Here is a 19,152-nt window from a genome sequence, read left to right on the forward strand (position 1 = left end):
AGGAGGCGGCACGGCGAGGGGCTCGGGTGCGTGGGGGCCGGGGAGTGGATAAAAGGGGCCGGGCCGGGTCCGGGCCGGCCGGCGCCGGCGCGGCGCCCCGCCCCCCCCCCCCCCCGCCCGCGCCGGGGCCGCCCCCCCCCGGCGGCGGGGGGCGCGCCGGCCCCCCCCCCCCCCCCCCCCCCCCGCCCCCCCCCCCGCGGCCCCGGCGGCGGCGCCCGCCGCGGCGCTCCTCCTCGGCGGCGCGCTGGGCGCGGGCCTCGCGGAAGATCTCGCCCACGCTCTCGCCGGCCTCCTCGCCCTCGCCACCGGCCGGGGCCTGGCGCGGCGGGCGCGGCAGCGGGGTCAGCAGCTCGGCGGTGACCGGCTCGACCGGGATCTTCTGGCCGATGTAGGCCTCGATGTCCGGCAGACTCATCGCGTAGCGCTCGCAGGCGAAGCTGATCGCGTCGCCCTCGGCACCCAGGCGCGCGGTGCGGCCGATGCGGTGGACGTAGTCCTCCGGGTCGAACGGCAGGTCGAAGTTGTAGACGTACTGGACCCCGTCGATGTGCAGGCCGCGGGCGGCCACGTCGGTGGCCACCAGGATCTCCAGCTGGCCGGCCTGGAAGCGCCGCAGCAGGCTCTCGCGCTTCTTCTGCGGCACGTCGCCGGAAAGCACGCCGACCCGGTAGCCGGCCTGCTCCAGGGCGCGGGCCACGCGCTCGACGTAGGCCTTGGTGTTGACGAAGACCATGGTGCGCGCGCCCTCGCTGCGCGAGAGCAGGCCCAGCAGCAGCGGGATCTTCTCCTCGTCGGCCGGGAAGTACATCTTCTGGCGCACACGCGCGGCGGTGACCGTCTCGGCCTCGACCACCAGCTTCTCGGGGTCGTTCATGTGCTCGTAGGCCAGCTCCAGCACGCGGTGGCTGAGGGTGGCCGAGAACAGCAGGGTCTGGCGCTCGGTGCGGGCCGGCATCCGCCGCAGCAGGAAGCGGATGTCCTTGATGAAGCCCAGGTCGAACATGCGGTCGGCCTCGTCCAGCACGCACACCTCGCAGGCGTGCAGGGACACGACCTTGTGCTGCCTGACATAATCGATCAGGCGGCCGGGGGTGGCGATGATCACGTCCACGCCCTTCTGCAGCAGCTCGCGCTGCTTGTCGTAGTCCACGCCGCCATAGACCAGGGCGAAGCGCAGGCCCAGGTCGGAGGCGAACTTCATCGCGTCCTTGTGGATCTGGATGGCCAGCTCGCGGGTCGGCGCCAGGATCAGGGCACGCGGGTCCTCCGGCTTGCGCTCGGCCAGGGCCGGCCGGGTCAGCAGGCGGTTGATCACCGCCACCAGGAAGGCGAGGGTCTTGCCGGTGCCGGTCTGGGCCTGGCCGGCGACGTCGCGGCCGGTGAGGGCGACCGGCAGGGTCAGCGCCTGGATCGGCGTGCACCGGGTGAAGCCCGCGCCCTCCAGCCCGGCGAGCAGCGCCGGATGCAGGTCGAAGGAGGAAAAGGCTACGTCGGTCAGCGGTTTGTCGCTCATCATCCAGTCTTCATGTGGCCTGCCGCGGAATGGCGCGACCGGCGGCCTGTACGGCCTTGCAAATGGGCTCCCGGTCGCCGCACACTGCCCGCCGGCGGCCGGGTTGCGCGGTCGTCGGAACGGGGCCAACCGCCCCTTGACAAGCCGCGGAACGCCCCAGTTTAACCCAATGCGCGGGTCCCGCCCCGGGCGGCCCCGCCGCGATCCCTCGGAGATTCCAAGTGAACGACAAGGTGATGCATGTCGGCGACGCCGATTTCGACAGCGCCGTGCTGCAATCCCGTGAACCCGTGCTGGTGGACTTCTGGGCCGAGTGGTGCGGCCCGTGCAAGATGATCTCGCCGATCGTGGATGAACTAGCCGAGGCCTACCAGGGCCGCATGAAGGTGGCCAAGGTCAACATCGACCAGAACCGCGCCACCGCCATCCGCTACCACGTGCGTTCGATCCCGATGCTGCTCCTGTTCAAGGACGGCCAGGTGCAGGCCACCCAGGTCGGCGCCGTCGGCAAGGGCCAGCTCACCCAGATGATCGACAGGGCGCTGGGCGCGGCGGTCTGAAACCCCGCGCGCAGGGGCGGCCCGGAAGCCGCCCTGCCCGCGCCTGAACCGCGGCGGACGCCGGCTTGCCGGCCCACCCGCGCCAGTGCTAGTGTCAGGCAGTCAAGCCGCGCCCCGCGGCCACGTTTCCCGCCGGACGCCGTTGTTTCCCGCGCGCCGGCGCACCCCACCCAACATGTCATCCGCCCGTCCCACGGGCGCTCGCATCTGCCAGCGAGGAATCGCAGTCTTGTCCGAGAACACCCTGCCTGAAGCGACCGGGAGCGAAGACGCACCCGCCGAAAAGCGCGCGCGCAAGCGCGTGGCCAAGCCCGAGGCCGGCGGCGAGCCGGCCGACCCCGCCGCGGCCACCGCCCCGGCCGCGCCCGCGGCACCGCCGCCCCCCGCTGCCGCCGCCGCGTCCGGCGGCGCGGCGCCGGCCGCGCCCGCCTCCGGCGAGGGCGCCGGCAACGGCGGCCAGGCCCAGCCGCAAGCGCAGGCCGGCGGCGAGGGCGGCGAGCGCGACCCGCAGCAGCGCGACCAGCGCGAGGGCGGCGGCCGCCAGAGCCGCCGCGAGCGCTTCCGCAACCGCCGCGAGCGCCAGCGCGAGCGCTTCCGCGAGGACGGCGAGGAGGGCGGCAATGGCAACGGCAACGGCCAGAACAACCCGCCGCGGCCGCAGCCGAGCGTGCCGGAGGGCTTCCCGACCTACACCCTCAGCGACCTCAAGCGCATGCCGGCGCACAAGCTGCTGGAGATCGCCGAGCAGCTGAACATCCACGAGGGCGTGGCCCGCGCGCGCAAGCAGGACGTGATCTTCGCCCTGCTGAAGGTGCTCACCCGCCACGGCGAGGGCGTGCAGGCCGAGGGCGTGCTGGAGATCCTGCCGGACGGCTACGGCTTCCTGCGCAGCGCCGAGGCCAGCTACCTGGCCGGCCCGGACGACACCTACATCTCGCCCAGCCAGATCCGCCGCTTCAACCTGCGCACCGGCGACCACCTGACCGGCCGCATCCGCTGGCCCAAGGACGGCGAGCGCTACTTCGCCCTATCGGTGGTGGACACCATCAACGGCGAACCGCTGGAGGCCAGCAAGAACAAGACCCTGTTCGAGAACCTGACCCCGCTGTTCCCGCGCAAGCGCTTCAAGCTGGAACGCGGCGACGGCTCCACCGAGGACATCACCGGCCGCATCCTCGACCTGATTGCCCCGCAGGGCAAGGGCCAGCGCTCGCTGATCGTCTCCCAGCCGAAGGCGGGCAAGACGATGATGATGCAGCAGATCGCCACCGCGATCACGACCAACCATCCGGAAGTGCACCTGATCGTGCTGCTGATCGACGAGCGTCCGGAGGAGGTGACCGAGATGCAGCGCACCGTGCGCGGCGAGGTCATCTCCTCGACCTTCGACGAGCCGGCCGCGCGCCACGTGCAGGTGGCCGAGATGGTGATCGAGCGCGCCAAGCGCCTGGTCGAGCACAAGAAGGACGTGGTGATCCTGCTGGACTCGATCACCCGCCTGGCCCGCGCCTACAACAACGTGGTGCCGTCCTCGGGCAAGGTGCTCACCGGCGGCGTGGACGCCAACGCCCTGCACCGGCCCAAGCGCTTCTTCGGCGCCGCGCGCAACGTCGAGGAAGGCGGCAGCCTGACCATCATCGCCACCGCGCTGATCGACACCGGCAGCAAGATGGACGAGGTGATCTACGAGGAGTTCAAGGGCACCGGCAACTCCGAGGTGCACCTGAGCCGCCGCATCGCCGAGAAGCGCGTGTTCCCGGCCATCGACATCAACCGCTCCGGCACCCGCCGCGAGGACCTGCTGATCGAGCCGGAGCTGCTGCAGAAGATCTGGATCCTGCGCAAGCTTCTGCACCCGATGGACGAGATCGGCGCCATGGAGTTCCTGCTGGACAAGATGAAGAACTCCAAGTCCAACGCCGAGTTCTTCGCCTCCATGAAGCGCTGCCGGCCGCGCCCGCCGTCGTCCCGGCCACGCCCCGCCCCGCGCGGGGCGTGGCTTTTTCGTGCCCCGCCCGGCGCGCGGCCGCCGGGCGCGGGCGCATAATCGGGGGATGGACACTCCCCTGCCGACCGGCGGCGGCCTGGAACTGGCGCTGGTCCTGCTCGTGGCGGCGATCATCGCCGTGCCCCTGTTCCGCCGCCTCGGCCTGGTGGCGGTGCTCGCCTACCTGGCCACCGGCGTGGCCCTGGGCCCGGACGGCCTGGGCATGGTCAACGACCCGGAGCGCATCCTCGAGGCCTCCGAGGTCGGCGTGGTCATGCTGCTGTTCGTGATCGGCCTGGAGGTCTCGCCGGCGCGGCTGATGCTCATGCGGCAGCGGGTGTTCGGCGCCGGCGGCGCGCAGGTGGCCCTGTCGGCACTGCTGGCCGGCTCGGCCCTGCTGGCCTGGGGCCTGTCCTGGAAGGGCGCGCTGGTCACCGGCCTGGGCCTGGCCCTGTCCTCCACCGCGGTGGGCCTGCAGCTGCTGGCCGAGCGCAAGCAGCTGGGCAGCGACTACGGCCGCCTGGCCTTCGCCATCCTGCTGTTCCAGGACCTGATCGCGATCCCGCTGCTGGCGGCCATCCCGCTGCTGGGCGGGGCCAAGAACGAGACCCTGACCTGGACCATGGTCGCGCACGCGCTCGGCGCGCTGGCCCTGGTCTGGTTCGGCGGCCGGGTGATGACCTACCGCACCCTGCGCATGGTCGCACGCACCCAGGCACCGGAGGTGTTCACCGCCACGGCGCTGCTGGCGGTGCTGGGCTCGGCCTGGATCGTGCAGCAGGCCGGGCTCAGTCCGGGCCTGGGCGCGTTCATCGCCGGCGTGCTGCTGGCCGACTCCGAGTACCGGCACGAGCTGGAATCGCAGATCGAGCCGTTCAAGGGCCTGCTGCTGGGCCTGTTCTTCATCGCCGTGGGCATGGGCATCGACCTGGACCGCATCGCCGACGAGCCGCTGCTGATCGGCGGTGGCGTGGCCGGCCTGCTGCTGGCCAAGTTCCTGGTGCTGTACGCGGTCGGCCGCTTCTCGAAGCTCTCACGCCAGCAGGCGCTGATGCTGGGCGGCACCCTGTGGCTGGGCGGCGAGTTCGCCTTCGTGGTGTTCCACGAGGCCCTGCGCGTGCGCCTGCTGGCCGGCGAGGACCACGACCGCCTGGTGGCCATCGTCGGCGTGTCCATGGCGCTGATGCCGCTGCTGCTGCTGGCCCTGGAGCGGCGCATGCGCGAGCACCGCCTGCACCACCCGGCCGCGGCCCCGCCACCGCGCTACGACGCGCCCGACCCGGACCACCGCCCCCAGGTGCTGGTGGCCGGCGTGGGCCGCTTCGGCCAGATCGTGGTGCGCCTGCTGGCGGCCCAGCGCATCCCGTACGTGGCCCTGGAGAACAGCCCCGAGCGCGTGGAGGAGGTGCGCCGCGGCGGCAGCGTCATCTACTACGGCGACCCCACCCGCCCCGACCTGCTGCGCGCGGCCGGCGCCGCGCACGCGCGCGTGTTCGCGGTGTGCACCGACGACCCGGACGCCAACCTGCGCGCGGTGCGGCTGATCCGGCGCCTGTATCCGCAGGCGCGGATCCTGGCGCGGGCGCGCAACCGCCAGCACGCCTGGCGGCTGATGGACCTGGGTGCCGAGCCGTTCCGCGAGCTGTTCGGCAGCAGCCTGGAGATGGGCGAGCGGGTGCTGCAGGAAGTGGGCGTGCCGGCCGAGGTGGCCGCCAGCCACGTGCGCCGCTTCCGCGCCCACGACGAGGCGCTGCTGCGCGAGCAGTACCTGGTCTACGACGACGACGCGGCGGTCATCCAGAGCGCGCGCCAGGCCCGCGACGACCTGCTGCGCCTGTTCGACGCCGATTCGGCCAGCGCCGGCGCGACCGGGGACGCGCCCTCCGGCGGGCCGGCGGCCGGCAGCACCGACACCGGCGGCGCGCCGCGGGCCTGAGCGCCCGCCGCGGCGGCTCAGCCGCGCGGCTCGCGCAGGAAGCGGGCCATGGACACCCCGGCCGGCGGCGGCACGAACTCGGCGGCCACGTCCACGAAGCCGCGCATGACCGCGATCTCGCGCGGGGTGCGGTTGAGGGTGTCGCGCAGCTCGGGGTCGGCGCCGGCGCGCAGCAGGCGCTGGACCACGCCGCGCAGGCCGTGCAGCGCGGCCAGGTGCAGCGGGCCGAAGCCGCGCGGGTCCTGCACCTCCAGCGACACGCCCTCCTCCAGCAGGCGCTCCACGCCGGCCAGCACCACCTCCTCCACGCACGGGCTGCCCGGCTCGGCGCGCGCGCCCAGCAGCAGCAGCAGCGGGGTCACGCCGCCGGCCGCCGGTTGGTCCGGCTCGGCGCCGGCCAGCAGCAGGGTGTCCAGCAGGGTGACCAGGCGGATGCGGTCGCGGCCGCTGAAGCCGTACAGCGCGGCGCAGTGCAGCGGCGCCAGGCCCTGCGAGTCGCCGGCGTGGATGTCGGCACCGGCGGTGAGCAGGCGCGCGGCGATGTCCGGCAGGCCCAGCGCCGAGGCCAGCATCAGCACGGTCACCCCGCCGGGCAGGCGGTGCTCGATGTCGGCGCCGGCGTCCAGCAGCGCGGAGACGATGGCGGCCTGGCGCATGCTCACCGCCGCCGACAGCGGGGTGGCGCCACTGTGCGCGGCGTGCTGCGGATTGGCCCCGCGCGCCAGCAGCAGATCCACCGCCGCGGCGTGGCCGCCGCCGGCGGCGCGCAGCAGGCCGGTGCAGCCCTGCGCGTCGGTGGCGTCCACCGGGAAACCCAGCTCCAGCAGGCGGCGCACCGCGTCGGCGTCGCCGGCCATGGCCGCGGCCACCACGTCGGACGGGCGCAGCGGGCGGCGCGGCAGCGGCCAGCCGCGCCAGTCGAGCCAGTCGGCCAGGTCGCGGCGGCCGCTGGCCAGGGCCACGCCCAGCGGCGTCTGCCCGTCGGGCGCGCGCGCGTCGGGCGAGGCGCCCTGCGCCACCAGTCGGCGCAGCACCGACTCGCGGCCCAGCGCCGCGGCCAGGTGCAGCGCGGTCATGCCGTGCGCATCGCGCGCCTCGCGGTCCACGCCGGCCTCCAGCAGCGCGTCCAGCAGGCGCAGCCAGCCCAGGCGCACCGCCAGCGACAGTGGCGGGTCGCCGGCCGGCGAGGGCGCGTAGGGATCGGCGCCGCGTTCCAGCAGCTCCAGCGCCAGCTGTTCATGGGCGCGCGCGGCCTGGTCGTGCTCGACGCAGGCGGCCAGGAAGCGGGCCAGGCCGCCGGCGCCGGCCGGCGAGGCGCCGTGGCGCAGCAGCACCTGCACGGTGGTGGCGGCGGCGTCGCCCAGGTCCAGCAGCGCGGTCAGCGCGGTCTCGCCCTGCACCAGCACCTCCGGGTCGGCGCCGTGCTCCAGCAGCCAGGCCACCGCCGGGGCGCGGGTGCGCAGCACCGGGTCGTGCAGCAGCCGGCCCAGCTCGGCGGGGCTGCACAGCCGCGCCAGCGCCTCCAGCCCTTCGCTGCGCCCGGCCTGCAGGCCCTCGCGCACCAGCTCCAGCGGCGGGCGCTCGTCCATCCGCGCCGGCTCGGCGGCCAGGCCGGCGGCCACCGCGGCCGGCAGCGGGTAGTCCGGGGCCAGCGCGGCGACGATGTTCCAGCGCCCGGCCTCGGCGGCCACGTCCACCGCACGGCGGCCGGCATGGTCGGCCTGTGCCGGATCGACACCGGCCTCCAGCAGCCAGCGCTCCCCCGCCAGCGAGGCCGGCTCGGCGCCGGCGGCCAGGACCAGCGCGTTGCGGCCCTCGGCGTCGGTGGCCGCCGGGTCGGCGCCGGCGGCGCGCAGGCGCTCCAGCACCGCCAGGCGCTGGGCGCGGGCGGCCTCCAGCCACGGCGTGCGCCCGGCCCTGTCGCGCGCGTGCGGGTCGGCGCCGGCCTCCAGCAGCACGCCGACGATGTCCGCGTGCCCGGCCAGGGCGGCCTCGTGCAGGGCGGTGCGCCCCCCGCGTCCCGGGGTGCCGACCTTGGCCTTGAACTTCAGCAGCAACTGCACGCCGGCCGGGTCGTCCTCCTCGGTGCCGGCCGCGGCCAGCAGCGCCGGCTGCCCGCCCGGCGGTTCCGGGCGCGCGCCGCGCTCCAGCAGGAAGCGGGCCAGGCGCCAGTTGCCCACCGCGCAGGCCACGCCCAGCGGGGAGAAGCCGTCGCGGTTGAGCGCGTCCAGCTCGGCGGCGGCGTCGCGCAGCAGCGCGGCCACGCCCGGGTCGGTGCTGCGCGCGGCGTGGTGCAGCGGAGTGTTGCCCTCGGCGTCGGTGGCGCGCGGGTCGGCGCCATTGGCCAGCAGGGTCATCACCGCCTCGGGGCGGCCGTGCCAGCTGTCGCGGGTGGCGGCCAGCAGCGGGGTCATGCCGCCCTCGCCGGCGTTGAGGTCCACGCCGCGGGCGATCAGCGCACGCAGCAGGCGCAGGTCCGGCAGCACCGCGGCCAGCACCGCCAGGCTGCGGCGGTCGCGCTCGCCCGGCGGCGGAGGGGCGTTCGGATCGGCGCCGGCCTCCAGCAGCTGCAGCGCACGGTCCACCCGGCCGCCGCGGGCGGCGGCGGACAGCTCGGCGGCCCGCTGCGCCGGGTCGCCGGCCAGCGCCTCCGGCAGCGGCGGTTCGGCCGCCGGCGCGGCCGCGGCCAGGAACTCCAGCGGGCCGGCGAGCGTGCGCGGCGCCGGCGCGCGTTGCACCACCAGGTGCAGCAGCGGCTGCAACAGCGCCAGCGCGCCGGCGGCCGCCCAGCGCGGCCCGCCCTCCAGCAGGCCGGGCCAGCCGAGCAGCAGCAGCGCGCCCAGCACCAGGCCGACCGCGGCGGCGATGCCCAGGCCCGCCCAGGTGCCGGCCTCCTGCTGCGGCAGGCGCCGCCAGGCGGCCGGGAGGGTGTCGGACTCGCGCTCCAGCGCGCGCCAGGCCGGCCAGGTGCGCCACAGCGCCAGCAGCACGGCCGCGGCCATGGCGCTGGCGCCCAGCGCCGCACCGAGGGTGCCGGCCTGGCGCAGCGCCTGGACCGGCCAGGCCAGCACCGCGGCGGCCAGCAGCAGGCCCAGGGCCCAGGCCGCCAGCAGGTGGCCGCCGTCGTGCAGGACGGCGCGCGCGCCGCCCGGCAGCGCACGGGTGCCGCGGCCCCAGGACACGGCCAGGGCCAGCAGCGGCTGCGCCATCAGGGCCGGCAGCAGCGCGGCCGCGCCCTCCAGCCCCGCCAGCAGGGCCAGGCCGGTGCCGGCCACGCCGGCCAGCGCGGCGGCGCCGCGGCGGCGCGTGGCCTCAGTCGCGCCCACGCGCCACCTCCAGCTCCGGCCGGGGCGGGAACTGCACGTGGAAGCCGTGCGCGGCCAGGTTGGCGCGCACCACTGCCGGGTCGCTGCGGGCCAGCTTGCGTTCGGGCGTCAGCGCCACCTCCAGCACGAAGCCCAGTTCGCCGAGCTGGGCGCGGAGCGGTTCGGGCAGGCACGCGAAGTCGTCGCGCGCGGCGAGGAAGACGTAGGTGTCGGCTTTGCGTCGGCTCTTGTAGACGTAGGCTTGCATCGCGCGCGGCCGCGCCAGCATCGGGGAATATGGGGATTGACAGGGATTGTGGAGGAAATGGCGCGGCCACGGAAGGCGCGCGTCCTGCGCCGTGCACGTTCATCTAGCTCAACGCGGGTGGGCGACCGGGCAATGGCTATACTCGCGCGCCCCAGCGTTTTCCGGCTTACCGGCTTGCACCACCACGACCCCATCCCGCGCATCGCCCCGCTGGCCATCACCGCGCTGACCGCGACCACCGCCCTGGGTGAGGGCCTGGCGGCGCAGCGCGACGCCCTGTGCGCGCGGCGCAGCGGCCTGCGCCGCAACGACCTGGATTTCGGCCACGGCCCACTGGACTGCTGGATCGGCCGCGTCGCCGGCCTGGAGGAGTCGCCGCTGCCCGGGGCGCTGGCGGCCTGGGAGTCGCGCAACCACCGCCTGGCCTGGCGCGCACTGCACCAGGACGGCTTCGCCGAGGCCGCCGCCGCCGCGGTGGCGCGCCACGGCGCGCGCCGGGTGGCGGTGGTGATGGGCACCTCCACCTCCAGCATCGGCGAGACCGAGCTGGCCTACCCGCGCCTGGAGGACGGCCACTTCCCCGCCGCGCAGCGGGCCCTGCGCGTGCACTCGCTGCACGCCCTGGGCGAGTTCGTGCAGCAGCTGACCGGCGCGCGCGGCCCGTGCATGACCGTGGCCACCGCCTGCTCCTCCAGCGCCAAGGTGTTCGCCCACGCCGCACGCCTGCTGCAGGCCGGGCTGGCCGACGCGGTCATCGTGGGCGGCGTGGACACCCTGTGCGGCAGCGTGATCTACGGCTTCAACGCCCTGCAGCTGGTGTCGCGCCAGCCCTGCCGCCCGTTCGACGCCGCCCGCGACGGCCTGTCGCTGGGCGAGGCCGGCGGCTTCGCCCTGCTCGAGCGCGAGCCGGAAGGCGCGCGCGCGCTGGCCTGGCTGTGCGGTTACGGCGAATCCAGCGACGCCCACCACATGTCCGCGCCGCACCCGGAAGGCCTGGGCGCGCGCCTGGCCATACGGGACGCGCTGGCGCGCGCCGGCCTGTCCGCCGACCGGATCGGCTACCTCAACCTGCACGGCACCGCCACGCCGGCCAACGACCGGGTCGAGGCGCGCGCGGTGGCCGCGCTGTTCCCGGACAGCCTGCACGCCAGCTCGACCAAGGGCTGGACCGGCCACACCCTGGGTGCGGCCGGCATCGTCGAATCGGTCTTCGCGGTGCTGGCCTTGCGCGAGGGCGAGCTGCCCGGCACCCTCAACAGCACCGAGCTGGACCCGGCCTGCGGCCCGCAGGTCCGCCTGGACAACGTCCGCCGCCAGGTCGACTACGCGATGAACAACGCCTTCGGCTTCGGCGGCAACAACTGCACCCTGGTGTTCGCACGCGCATGACCGCCACCGCACCCGCCGCCGCGATCGACGGCATCGGTTTCTGGGCTCCCGACCTGCCCTCGTGGGAGGCCTTCCTCGCCCACCGCCGCGGCGAGGCGGTCGCCGCGCCTGCCGCCACCCGCCCCGCGCCCGCGCTGCTGCCGCCCAACGAGCGCCGGCGCGCGCCGGACACGGTGCTGGTGGCCCTGCAGGCCGCGCAGGACGCCTGCGCCGCCGCCGGCCGCGACCCGAAACGGCTGCCCTCGGTGTTCGCCTCCTGCCACGGCGAGCTGGCCATCACCGACGACATCTGCCGCACCCTGGCGCGCGCGCCCACCGAGGTGTCGCCGACCCGCTTCCACAACTCGGTGCACAACGCCGCCGCCGGCTACTGGACCATCGGCACCGGCGCGCATCCGCCGGCCACCGCGCTCAGCGCCGGCCCGGCCAGCTTCGCCATGGGCCTGGTGGACGCGGTGGCGCAGCTGGCCGCCGGCGCGCCGGCGGTGCTGCTGGTCGGCTACGACGGCGCCGCGGCCGGTCCGCTGCGCGACGTGGCGCCCAGCCAGGGCCTGCTCGGCCTGGCCCTGGTGCTGGCCGCCGCGGGCGACCAGGACCGGCTGCGCCTGCGCCTGTGCTTGGACGCCGGCGACGGCACTCCGCCGGCGCCGTCGCCGGAGCCGGCCCTGGCCGGCAACGCCATGGCCCCGGCCCTGGCCCTGCTTGCCGCGGTCGCCGACGGCGCGGCACGGGCGGTCCTGCCGGCCGGACCCGGCGCCACGCTGGCCGTGCGGCTGGAGCGCCCGGCATGAGCGCAGGCGCCGGGTCCACCGCGGTGGTCATCCCCGCACTGAACGAGGCCCTGCGCATCCGCCCGGTGGTGGAGCGGACCCTGCGCCACTGCCCCTGGGTGATCGTCGTGGACGACGGCTCGCACGACGGCACCGCCGAGTGCATCGCCGACCTGCCGGTGACCGTGCTGCGCCACCCGCGCCGGCGCGGCAAGGGCGCGGCGCTGCGCACCGGCTTCGCCGCGGCCCTGGCCGGCGGCGCCACCGGCGTGCTGACCCTGGACGGCGACGGCCAGCACGATCCGGACGACCTGCCGCGGCTGCTGCGCGCCGCACAGCGCCACCCGCGCCACATCATCATCGGCGCGCGCCTGCGCCACCGCGCGCAGGCGCCGCTGCACCGCCGCCTGGCCAATGCCTTCGGCGACTGGGGCGTGGCCTGGGCCGCCGGCTACCGCATCGCCGACACCCAGAGCGGGCAGCGCTACTACCCGGCCGAGGTGGTGGCCATGACCGACGTGCCGGGCGAGGACTTCGTCTACGAGACCCAGCTGCTGATCTCGGCCTCGCGCCGGCTCGGCATCCGCGCCGTGTCCATTCCGGTGGAGACGCGCTACTGCGACGAGCAGGGCCGCAGGTTCCGGCGCAGCCACTTCCGCCCGTTGCGCGACCTGTACCGGATCACCTCGCACGTGGTCGGCCAGGTGCTGGCCCACGGCCGGGTCTGGCACGAGTACCGCCAGGCGCGTGCCAACCCGCCACGGGTGGACACCGGCGTCTGAGCGTGCGCGGCTGTGCTCAGGCTATGCCGCCGTTGACGCCGATCACCTGGCCGTTGACGTAGGCGGCGGCGTCCGAACACAGGAACGCCACCACCGCCGCGACCTCCTCCGGGCGGCCGGCGCGCGCGGCCGGCACCATCTGCCGGATCGCCTCGGGGCTGAACAGGCCCTCGGTCATCGCCCCGGCGATCACGCCGGGGGCGACCACGTTGACGGTAATGCCGCGGCTGGCCATCTCCCGCGCCAGCGAGCGCGAGGCGCCATGCAGCGCGGCCTTGGCCGCGGCGTAGTTGGTCTGGCCGCGGTTGCCCAGCACCGCCGCCACGCTGGAGACGCTGACGATGCGGCCCCAGCGGGTGCGCGCCATCGGCAGCAGCAGCGGCTGGGTGACGTGGAAGAATCCGTGCAGGGACACGTCCACCACGCGCTTCCACTGCCCGTCCGACATACCGGCCATCGGCGCGTCGTCGTGGATGCCGGCGTTGTTGACCAGCACCTGCACCGGCCCGTCCTCCAGCAGCGCGGCCAGCGCCGCGCGCGTGGCGGTCCCGTCGGTGACGTCGAATGCCACCGCCTGCGCGCTGCCGCCGGCGGCGGCGATCTCCTCCCCCACCGCCCGGGCGCGGGCCAGGTTGGCGTTGGCGTGGACGATGACGTGGCAGCCGGCCGCGGCCAGGGCGCGGCAGATGGCGCCGCCGATGTCGCCGCTGCCGCCGGTGACCAGCGCGCGGCGCGGGGAAGTGGACGTGTCCTGCATGGGGGGATTGTGCCAGCCCGCGCCCTCAGGCGCCGAGCATGGCCGCGGCACGGCCGCTGGCCAGGACGCGGCCGGCGTGGAGGATGCGGAAGGCGTACTGCTGGCTGGCGGCGGAGGCGGCCAGCAGCTCGGCCTCCCCTTCCAGCGCGCCGGCCAGGTCGTCGATGCGCGCCACCGCCAGCACCACCTCGCGCAGTGCCACCAGCATGCCGGGCGCGGCCGCACCGCCGCCGGCGCCGGCCAGCAGGCCGCCGTGCACGGCCATGGCCTGGGCGCCGTACTCGCACAGCGCCACCGCGTGCAGGCGGCCGTCGGCACGCAACGGGTGGACCGGGTCGGCGTGGTTCCAGGCGCGCACGCGGATGCGCCGGGCGTCCCAGGCCACGACCTCGTCCCACAGGCACATCGCGCCCTGGTGCGGGATGCGCGCCAGGATGCCGGCCCGGTCCAGCACCGGCGCGCTCATGGCGATGCCTCCTGCGCCGGTGCGCGCGCCACCAGCAGGGCCAGGGCGAAGTTGAACACCACGCCCAGCGCCACGGTGCTGCCGATCGCACGCAGCACCGGGATGGCCGACAGCGCCAGCAGGCTGAACACCAAGGCCGTGGTCAGGCTGCACACGATCACCGCGTGCAGGGTGCGCAGCTGCTGGTCACGGTCATCGCCGGCATGGTCGAAGAACAGCGCGTAGTCCAGGCCCAGGCCGGCGGCCAGGATCAGCGCAACCAGGTGGAACAGGTTCAGCTCCACACCGCAGCCGCGCAGCACCGCCAGGATCAGCAGCGTGCCCAGCGCCATCGGCGCCAGCACGCGCAGCACCCGTCGCGGCGAGCGCAGAGCCAGCCACACCGTGGCGGCCAGCAGCAGCACCGCCGCCGCCAGCGCGCCCAGCAGGCGCGCGCGCCACTGCGCCACCAGCGACTCGGAGGCCTGCTTCAGGTCCAGCAGCCGCGCGCCCAGCGGCGCCACCGCCGCGGCCAGCGCATCCGGATCCTGCAGGCCGGACAGCGAGACCAGCGCAGTACTGCCGCCGGCGCGCTCCAGCAGCAGGCCGGCCACGCCCAGCTCCAGCGGCGTGCCGGCCAGGTCGGCCAGGGCCAGCGGCGCGGCGGCGCGCGCGGCGGCCACGTCCGCCACGAACGGCTCGAAGGCGTCGCCGCGGAACGGGCTGCCTTCCAGCGCCCGCGCCAGCGCGGCGCGCAGCGCGGCCTCGTCCGGCAGGCGCGCCTGCCGGCGCTGCTGGGTGGCGGCGCTGGGCAGGTAGCGCGCGGCCAGGTCGTAGCCCTCCAGCACACCCTCGCCCTGCAGCCGCCGCAGCACCGGCAGCAGGCGCTCGGAGGCGCGCAGCGCCTGCTCGGTGTCGGCACCGTGCACGGCCAGCACGTAGCGCACGTCCGGCGCGCCCAGCTCGGCGCGCAGCCGTGCGTCGCGCTGCAGGTCGGCCGGCGGCACCGGGGTCAGGCGCGAGAGGTCGTTCTGCCAGAACGGCTGCGGCGCCAGCAGCACCACCGCCAGCGCCACGGCGGCCAGCAGCAGCAGACTGCGGCGCGGGCGCGGCAGCCGCGCCACGCCCTGCCACAGCCGCGCCAGGCGCACAGAGTGCGCCGGGTCGCGCCGCGCCGGCATGGTCAGCCGCGGCAGCAGCCAGCGCGTGCACGCCGCGGCCACGCCCAGCCCGGCGATGGTGAAGACCGCCAGCTGCTGCAGGCCCTGCACGCCGGAGAACAGGAACGTGGCGTAGGCGATGCAGGTGGCGGCCACGCCGGTGGCCAGGGTCGGCCACAGCGCGCGCACCGCCTGGCGCGGGTCCAGGCCGGGGCGCAGGTGGCTGAAGAAGTGGATCGGGTAGTCCTGGGCCACGCCGATCAGGGTGAAGCCGAAGGCCACGGTGATGCCGTGCACGCCGTCGAAGGCCAGCGCCACCGCACCCAGCCCGGCCAGGCCGCCGCTGGCCAGCGGCAGCGCACCCAGCAGCGGCATGCTCCAGCGGCGGTAGGCCAGCGCCAGCAGCAGCAGCAGGCCCAGGGTGTCGGCGGTGCCGATCCAGCGCATCTCGCGCTCGGTGCGTTCGCGGATGGCCACCGCGAACGCGCCCGGGCCGGACAGCTCCAGGCGCGCGCCGGCGCTTTCCGGCACGGCCGCGGCACTGGCCCCGAAGGCGTCGTGGATGGCCGCCACCGCGGCCTGCTGCCCGGCGCTGTCGAAGCCGGGCGCGCGCGTCTGCACCAGCAGCAGGGCCTGCGCGCCGGCACGGTCGAACCACACCCCGTGCAGGCGCTGCGGCGCCCGCGCCGGCTGCCACGCCTCGGCCACACGCAGGGTCTCCAGGGTCGGATCGGAGGGCAGCAGCGGCTCGACCAGGGCCGCCGCCGGCGAGCCCAGGTCCTGCAGGCGCTGCTCCAGCTCCGCGCGCAGGTAGTCCGCGTCCAGCGCGTGTTCGTCGAGCGTGGGCGAGAGCAGGTAGCGGTACGGCAGCAGGTGCGCAGGCACCGCGTCCAGGCCGGCGTCGCCGCCATTGGCCGCCAGGGCGATCTCCGGCCGGTCCGCCAGCGCCGCGCGCAGCGCCTGCGAGCGCGCGGCCAGGGCCTCCGGCGACGCGCCGGAGAGGGCCAGCAGCAGCAGGCGCGCACCCGGCCCCTCGCCCAGCTCGTCCACCAGCAGCACCTGCGCCGGTGTGCGCGGGGTGGGCAGGAAGCGGCGCAGGTCCTCCTCCAGGCGCAGGTGGCCGGACAGGAGCCAGCCGCCCACGCCCAGCAGGGCCAGCCAGGCCAGGGCCAGGACGGCGCGGAAGCGGCCGCGGGGGACGCTGCTCATCGCGCGGCGTCGCCTCGGCACAGCGCCGCCAGCGCGGTGGCATCGGTGACACCGGCGGCCTCGGCGGCGGCGCCGGCCAGCAGGGTGCGCTGCGGCTCGCCCTTCACGGGCCGGCTTTCCACGCAGCGCAGTTCGGCGCCGCGGCCGTGCAGGACGATGCGCGCCAGCGAGGCGGCCAGGCGCGGATCGCGCGGCACGAGGGCCAGCGTCCAGCGCTGGCGCCCGCCTTCGGCGTGCAGGGTGTAGTGCTGCTGCAGGCGCTCGGCGTCGCCGGCCAGCAGCGCGCCGAACCCATTGCGCCCCGCCGCCAGCCCCGGCGCCCGGGCCAGGGCGATGCGGCGCGGCGCGCGGCCGGCACGTTCGACCGTGGCCTGGCCGTCCTCCAGGGTCGTGGTCTCGGCGTAGGGCGCGTGCACCTGGCGCACCAGGCGGCCGTCGGCCTCGCGCCGGTACTCGCCCTCCAGACGCAGCGGCTGGCGCAGCATCGGCGAGCTGCGCAGCTCGACGAAGGCGGTGCGGCTGGGCGCCGGGCGCGCCACCGCCTGGACGATCCAGGCGGCGTCCACCGCCGGCGCGCCGTCCTCAGCCGCGGCGCACGGCGGCGCGGCGGCCAGCAGCAGCGCCAGGAGGCGCGGAATGGGGCGCGGCATCGTCGCTCTCCTCGTTCCAGAAGTCGTAGAAGTTGAACCAGTTGTACGGCGCGCCACGGGCGTGGTGCTCCAGGCGCGCGGCGTAGGCGGCCGCCTGTGCGCGCACGTGCGCGTCGCGGCGGTCGCGCGGCGGCACTTCCCCGCGCGGGTCGGCGAACGGTTCGAAGTGCAGCTCGTAGCGGTTGCCGCCACGGTACAGGCCGAAGCACAGCAGCACCGGTGCGCGCAGCGCCAGGGCCAGGCGCCAGGGCGTCAGCGGCAGCCGCGCCGGCGCGCCGAAGAACGGCACGGCCACGGTGTCCTCGTGCGGCTGGGCGCGGTCCACCAGCAGCGCCACCAGCGCGCCCTCCTGCAGCGCCTGCTGGATCTGCAGGGCGATCGCCGGGCCGGGCTGGCCGCCGTCGATCACGCCCGCGGCCAGGTCCGGGTCGAGCGCGTCGAACACCGAGGTCAGCACCGGGTTCTGGCCGCGGTCCAGGACGATGCGCAGCTTCAGTCCGGGCCGCCGCCGCGACAGTACCCGCAGCGCGTCGAAGCTACCCAGGTGCGAGCCGAACAGCAGCGCGCCGCGGCCGGCGTCCAGCAGCGCTTCCAGCGCCGGCAGGCCGTGCACGCGGATGTCGAAGTGGTGCAAACGCCCGCCCAGCAGGAACACCCGGTCCAGGATGGTGGCGGCGAAGGTGTGGATGTGCCGGGCCACCGCCCGCCATCCGGCCGACGGATCCGCCGCGCGCCGCAGCCAGGCACGCGAGGCGCGCCGCTCCGGCCCGCGCACCAGCAGGAAGTACAGGGTGATCGGATACAGGCACAGCCGTGCCACGGTGCGCCCGCCGTAGCGTGCGATGGCGCCGATCAGCCACACGCCGAAGCGGCCGCCGCCCTCCGGGCGCCGCTTCCACTCGGGCAGGCCGGCCTCAGCCATCGCCGCGCACCTCGCCGCGTGCCAGCACCGTGCCATCGTCCTGGCGCACCTCGAAGCGCCAGCGTGGCGCCGCCCCCTCCAGCACCACCTCGGCGTCCCGCCCCGGCGCCAGCGGGCGCAGGAACTTCACCTGCGGCAGGCGCAGCGCGCCCTGCGCGCCGTCGCGCGCCTCGATCGCGGCCACCACCCGCTCCAGCAGCACCACGCCGGGCACCAGCGGACGTCCCGGGAAGTGCCCGGGCAGGCAGGGATGATCGTGGGGAACGCAGAAACGCATCGGGCAAGGATAGCCGGCGGACCCGTGCGCGGGCTCAGCGCAGCAGGCCGCGCCAGAACGCCGGCCCCAGCCCGGCCATCTGCCGCAGGAAGTCGACCGCGCCGCGGTAGGGGCGCCGCGGAAAGCGCCAGGCGCGGTAGACGAACTCGCCCACCAGCAAGCCCCCGACCACGCCGTAGCCGAGCAGGTTGGCCGCCCACGACCAGGCCTGCGGGCTGACCGCGATCCACGGCGTGCGTCCCAGCGCGTGCAGCACCCCGCCGGGCACCGGACACAGCGCCAGCGCGGCGTTGGCCACGGTCAGCAGGGCCAGCACCACGGCCCAGGCCGCGGTCAGCCGGCGCGCGTAGGCCAGCTGCTCGGCCGGCGCCGGCCAGCCGGCGCGCTCGTGCATGGCCTGGACGATGCGCACGATCAGCGGGCTGCGGCCCGGCAGCAGGCTGCGCCCGACCCAGGCCGCCCCCCAGCCGGTGAACAGCCCCGGCGGGGCCAGCAGCAGCAGGCCCGGCCACGGCGTGCCGTCGAGCGCGGCCAGCGCGGCCAGCGCCGCCGCCAGCAGGCCCAGCGCCCACCAGCGCCGGCGCAGCAGCGGCCCCGCCAGCAGCAACAGGATCAGGTCGGCCAGGGCCAGCACCGCCCAGCTGCCGCCACGGGTGCAGGCGGCATGGGCCAGGAACGGATAGGCCACGCCCAGCAGCAGTTGCAGGACCCTCGCGCCCGCCGGGGCGGGCCGGCAGGCCGGGGAGGGCTCAGCTGGTCCGGTGGGACTGGACATACGCCGACAGCGCGCGCAGCGAGCCGAAGATGCGGCGGTTGTCCTCGCCCTCGGCGCGCAGCTGCACGCCGTAACGCTTGCCGATGGCCAGCGACAGCTCCAGCGCGTCGATCGAGTCCAGGCCCAGGCCCTCGTTGAACAGCGGCGCCTCCGGATCGATCGATTCCGGCGCCACGCCCTCCAGGTTCAGGCTCTCGACCAGGAGCTGGGCCAGTTCACGCTCGGCATCGGTCTGTTGCGGCATTGTCATACCCGGGCAATCGCAAAAGCGGCAACGCTCCGCCAAAGCCCGGCGGCGTGCAAGTCCGGGCCGCCCCTTCCCCGCCGGTTCCGGCGCCCGCGCTATCATGCGCGCCCCCCAAGACCCGCAGGCCTCCTCCGCATGATTCCCGCCGCCCCGACGTCCCGGCCCGCCACGCCCACCCGCGTGCCGGCGACGGCTGCGGC

16 protein-coding genes and 1 pseudogene are annotated in these 19,152 nt (G+C 75.9%); 6 read left to right on the forward strand and 11 right to left on the reverse strand.

Annotated elements, in window-relative coordinates; translation table 11 throughout:
- Nucleotides 1–1,513, reverse strand: a 1,513-nt coding sequence (rhlB, locus tag CR938_RS07715; RefSeq protein ID WP_162124453.1) for an ATP-dependent RNA helicase RhlB, incomplete at its 3' end; no start/stop codon positions are given.
- Between the two features lie 221 nt (nucleotides 1,514–1,734).
- On the opposite strand from rhlB, the gene trxA reads away from it, so the two are divergent.
- The 3 genes and pseudogenes from trxA to CR938_RS07730 all read left to right on the forward strand — a co-directional run bounded on the left by trxA (nucleotide 1,735) and on the right by CR938_RS07730 (nucleotide 5,996).
- Complete coding sequence (trxA, locus tag CR938_RS07720) at nucleotides 1,735–2,073, forward strand: thioredoxin TrxA (RefSeq protein ID WP_162124454.1); 339 nt, start codon at nucleotides 1,735–1,737, stop codon at nucleotides 2,071–2,073.
- Nucleotides 2,074–2,302: 229 nt separating this feature from the next.
- Nucleotides 2,303–4,018: pseudogene (gene rho, locus CR938_RS07725) on the forward strand (transcription termination factor Rho); the annotation flags it as partial.
- Nucleotides 4,019–4,127: 109 nt separating this feature from the next.
- Nucleotides 4,128–5,996 (forward strand): monovalent cation:proton antiporter-2 (CPA2) family protein, encoded by a 1,869-nt coding sequence (locus tag CR938_RS07730; RefSeq protein WP_162124456.1) that lies wholly within the window; start codon nucleotides 4,128–4,130, stop codon nucleotides 5,994–5,996.
- A 17-nt stretch (nucleotides 5,997–6,013) separates the two neighbouring features.
- Here the strand turns inward: CR938_RS07730 and CR938_RS07735 are convergent, their stop codons facing one another.
- Entirely contained in the window at nucleotides 6,014–9,205 is a 3,192-nt protein-coding gene (locus tag CR938_RS07735; protein WP_162124477.1) for an ankyrin repeat domain-containing protein, read from the reverse strand.
- 103 nt (nucleotides 9,206–9,308) lie between these two features.
- Nucleotides 9,309–9,569, reverse strand: a complete 261-nt coding sequence (locus CR938_RS07740) for a YcgL domain-containing protein (RefSeq protein ID WP_162124457.1) — start codon at nucleotides 9,567–9,569, stop codon at nucleotides 9,309–9,311.
- A 201-nt stretch (nucleotides 9,570–9,770) separates the two neighbouring features.
- Between CR938_RS07740 and CR938_RS07745 the strand changes: the two genes are divergently transcribed.
- The 3 genes from CR938_RS07745 to CR938_RS07755 are packed head-to-tail and all read left to right on the forward strand — an operon-like array spanning nucleotide 9,771 to nucleotide 12,510.
- Entirely contained in the window at nucleotides 9,771–10,958 is a 1,188-nt protein-coding gene (locus tag CR938_RS07745; RefSeq protein ID WP_162124478.1) for a beta-ketoacyl-[acyl-carrier-protein] synthase family protein, read from the forward strand.
- On the forward strand, nucleotides 10,955–11,749 hold the full coding sequence (locus CR938_RS07750) for a beta-ketoacyl synthase chain length factor (RefSeq protein ID WP_162124458.1): 795 nt from the start codon (nucleotides 10,955–10,957) through the stop codon (nucleotides 11,747–11,749). The genes CR938_RS07745 and CR938_RS07750 overlap by 4 nt, the downstream gene beginning before the upstream one ends.
- Entirely contained in the window at nucleotides 11,746–12,510 is a 765-nt protein-coding gene (locus CR938_RS07755) for a glycosyltransferase family 2 protein (protein WP_162124459.1), read from the forward strand. Before CR938_RS07750 ends, CR938_RS07755 begins: the two co-directional genes overlap by 4 nt.
- Nucleotides 12,511–12,526: 16 nt before the next feature.
- On the opposite strand, the gene fabG is transcribed toward CR938_RS07755, so the two are convergent.
- Genes fabG through CR938_RS07795 form a run of 8 tightly spaced genes read right to left on the reverse strand, consistent with a single transcriptional unit; the run spans nucleotide 12,527 to nucleotide 18,949 of the window.
- Nucleotides 12,527–13,267, reverse strand: coding sequence for a 3-oxoacyl-ACP reductase FabG (fabG, locus tag CR938_RS07760; RefSeq protein ID WP_162124460.1), 741 nt, complete (start codon nucleotides 13,265–13,267; stop codon nucleotides 12,527–12,529).
- A gap of 25 nt (nucleotides 13,268–13,292) precedes the next feature.
- Nucleotides 13,293–13,733: a hotdog family protein gene (locus tag CR938_RS07765; protein ID WP_162124461.1), complete on the reverse strand. Its 441-nt coding sequence runs from the start codon at nucleotides 13,731–13,733 to the stop codon at nucleotides 13,293–13,295.
- Nucleotides 13,730–16,081 (reverse strand): MMPL family transporter, encoded by a 2,352-nt coding sequence (locus CR938_RS07770; protein WP_162124462.1) that lies wholly within the window; start codon nucleotides 16,079–16,081, stop codon nucleotides 13,730–13,732. The genes CR938_RS07765 and CR938_RS07770 overlap by 4 nt, the downstream gene beginning before the upstream one ends.
- Nucleotides 16,078–16,731 (reverse strand): LolA-related protein, encoded by a 654-nt coding sequence (locus CR938_RS07775; RefSeq protein ID WP_162124463.1) that lies wholly within the window; start codon nucleotides 16,729–16,731, stop codon nucleotides 16,078–16,080. The genes CR938_RS07770 and CR938_RS07775 overlap by 4 nt, the downstream gene beginning before the upstream one ends.
- Nucleotides 16,664–17,653, reverse strand: a complete 990-nt coding sequence (locus tag CR938_RS07780) for a lysophospholipid acyltransferase family protein (RefSeq protein WP_162124464.1) — start codon at nucleotides 17,651–17,653, stop codon at nucleotides 16,664–16,666. The genes CR938_RS07775 and CR938_RS07780 overlap by 68 nt, the downstream gene beginning before the upstream one ends.
- Nucleotides 17,646–17,930, reverse strand: a complete 285-nt coding sequence (locus CR938_RS07785; protein WP_162124465.1) for an ApeI family dehydratase — start codon at nucleotides 17,928–17,930, stop codon at nucleotides 17,646–17,648. The genes CR938_RS07780 and CR938_RS07785 overlap by 8 nt, the downstream gene beginning before the upstream one ends.
- A 34-nt stretch (nucleotides 17,931–17,964) precedes the next feature.
- Entirely contained in the window at nucleotides 17,965–18,705 is a 741-nt protein-coding gene (locus CR938_RS07790; protein WP_162124466.1) for a ketosynthase, read from the reverse strand.
- The gene (locus CR938_RS07795) at nucleotides 18,680–18,949 is read right to left on the reverse strand and encodes a phosphopantetheine-binding protein (RefSeq protein ID WP_162124467.1); all 270 of its coding nucleotides are present in this window, start codon (nucleotides 18,947–18,949) and stop codon (nucleotides 18,680–18,682) included. Before CR938_RS07795 ends, CR938_RS07790 begins: the two co-directional genes overlap by 26 nt.
- Nucleotides 18,950–19,152: the final 203 nt, after the last annotated feature.

The organism is Pseudoxanthomonas taiwanensis (assembly GCF_010093135.1).
GTDB classification, from domain to species: domain Bacteria; phylum Pseudomonadota; class Gammaproteobacteria; order Xanthomonadales; family Xanthomonadaceae; genus Pseudoxanthomonas; species Pseudoxanthomonas taiwanensis.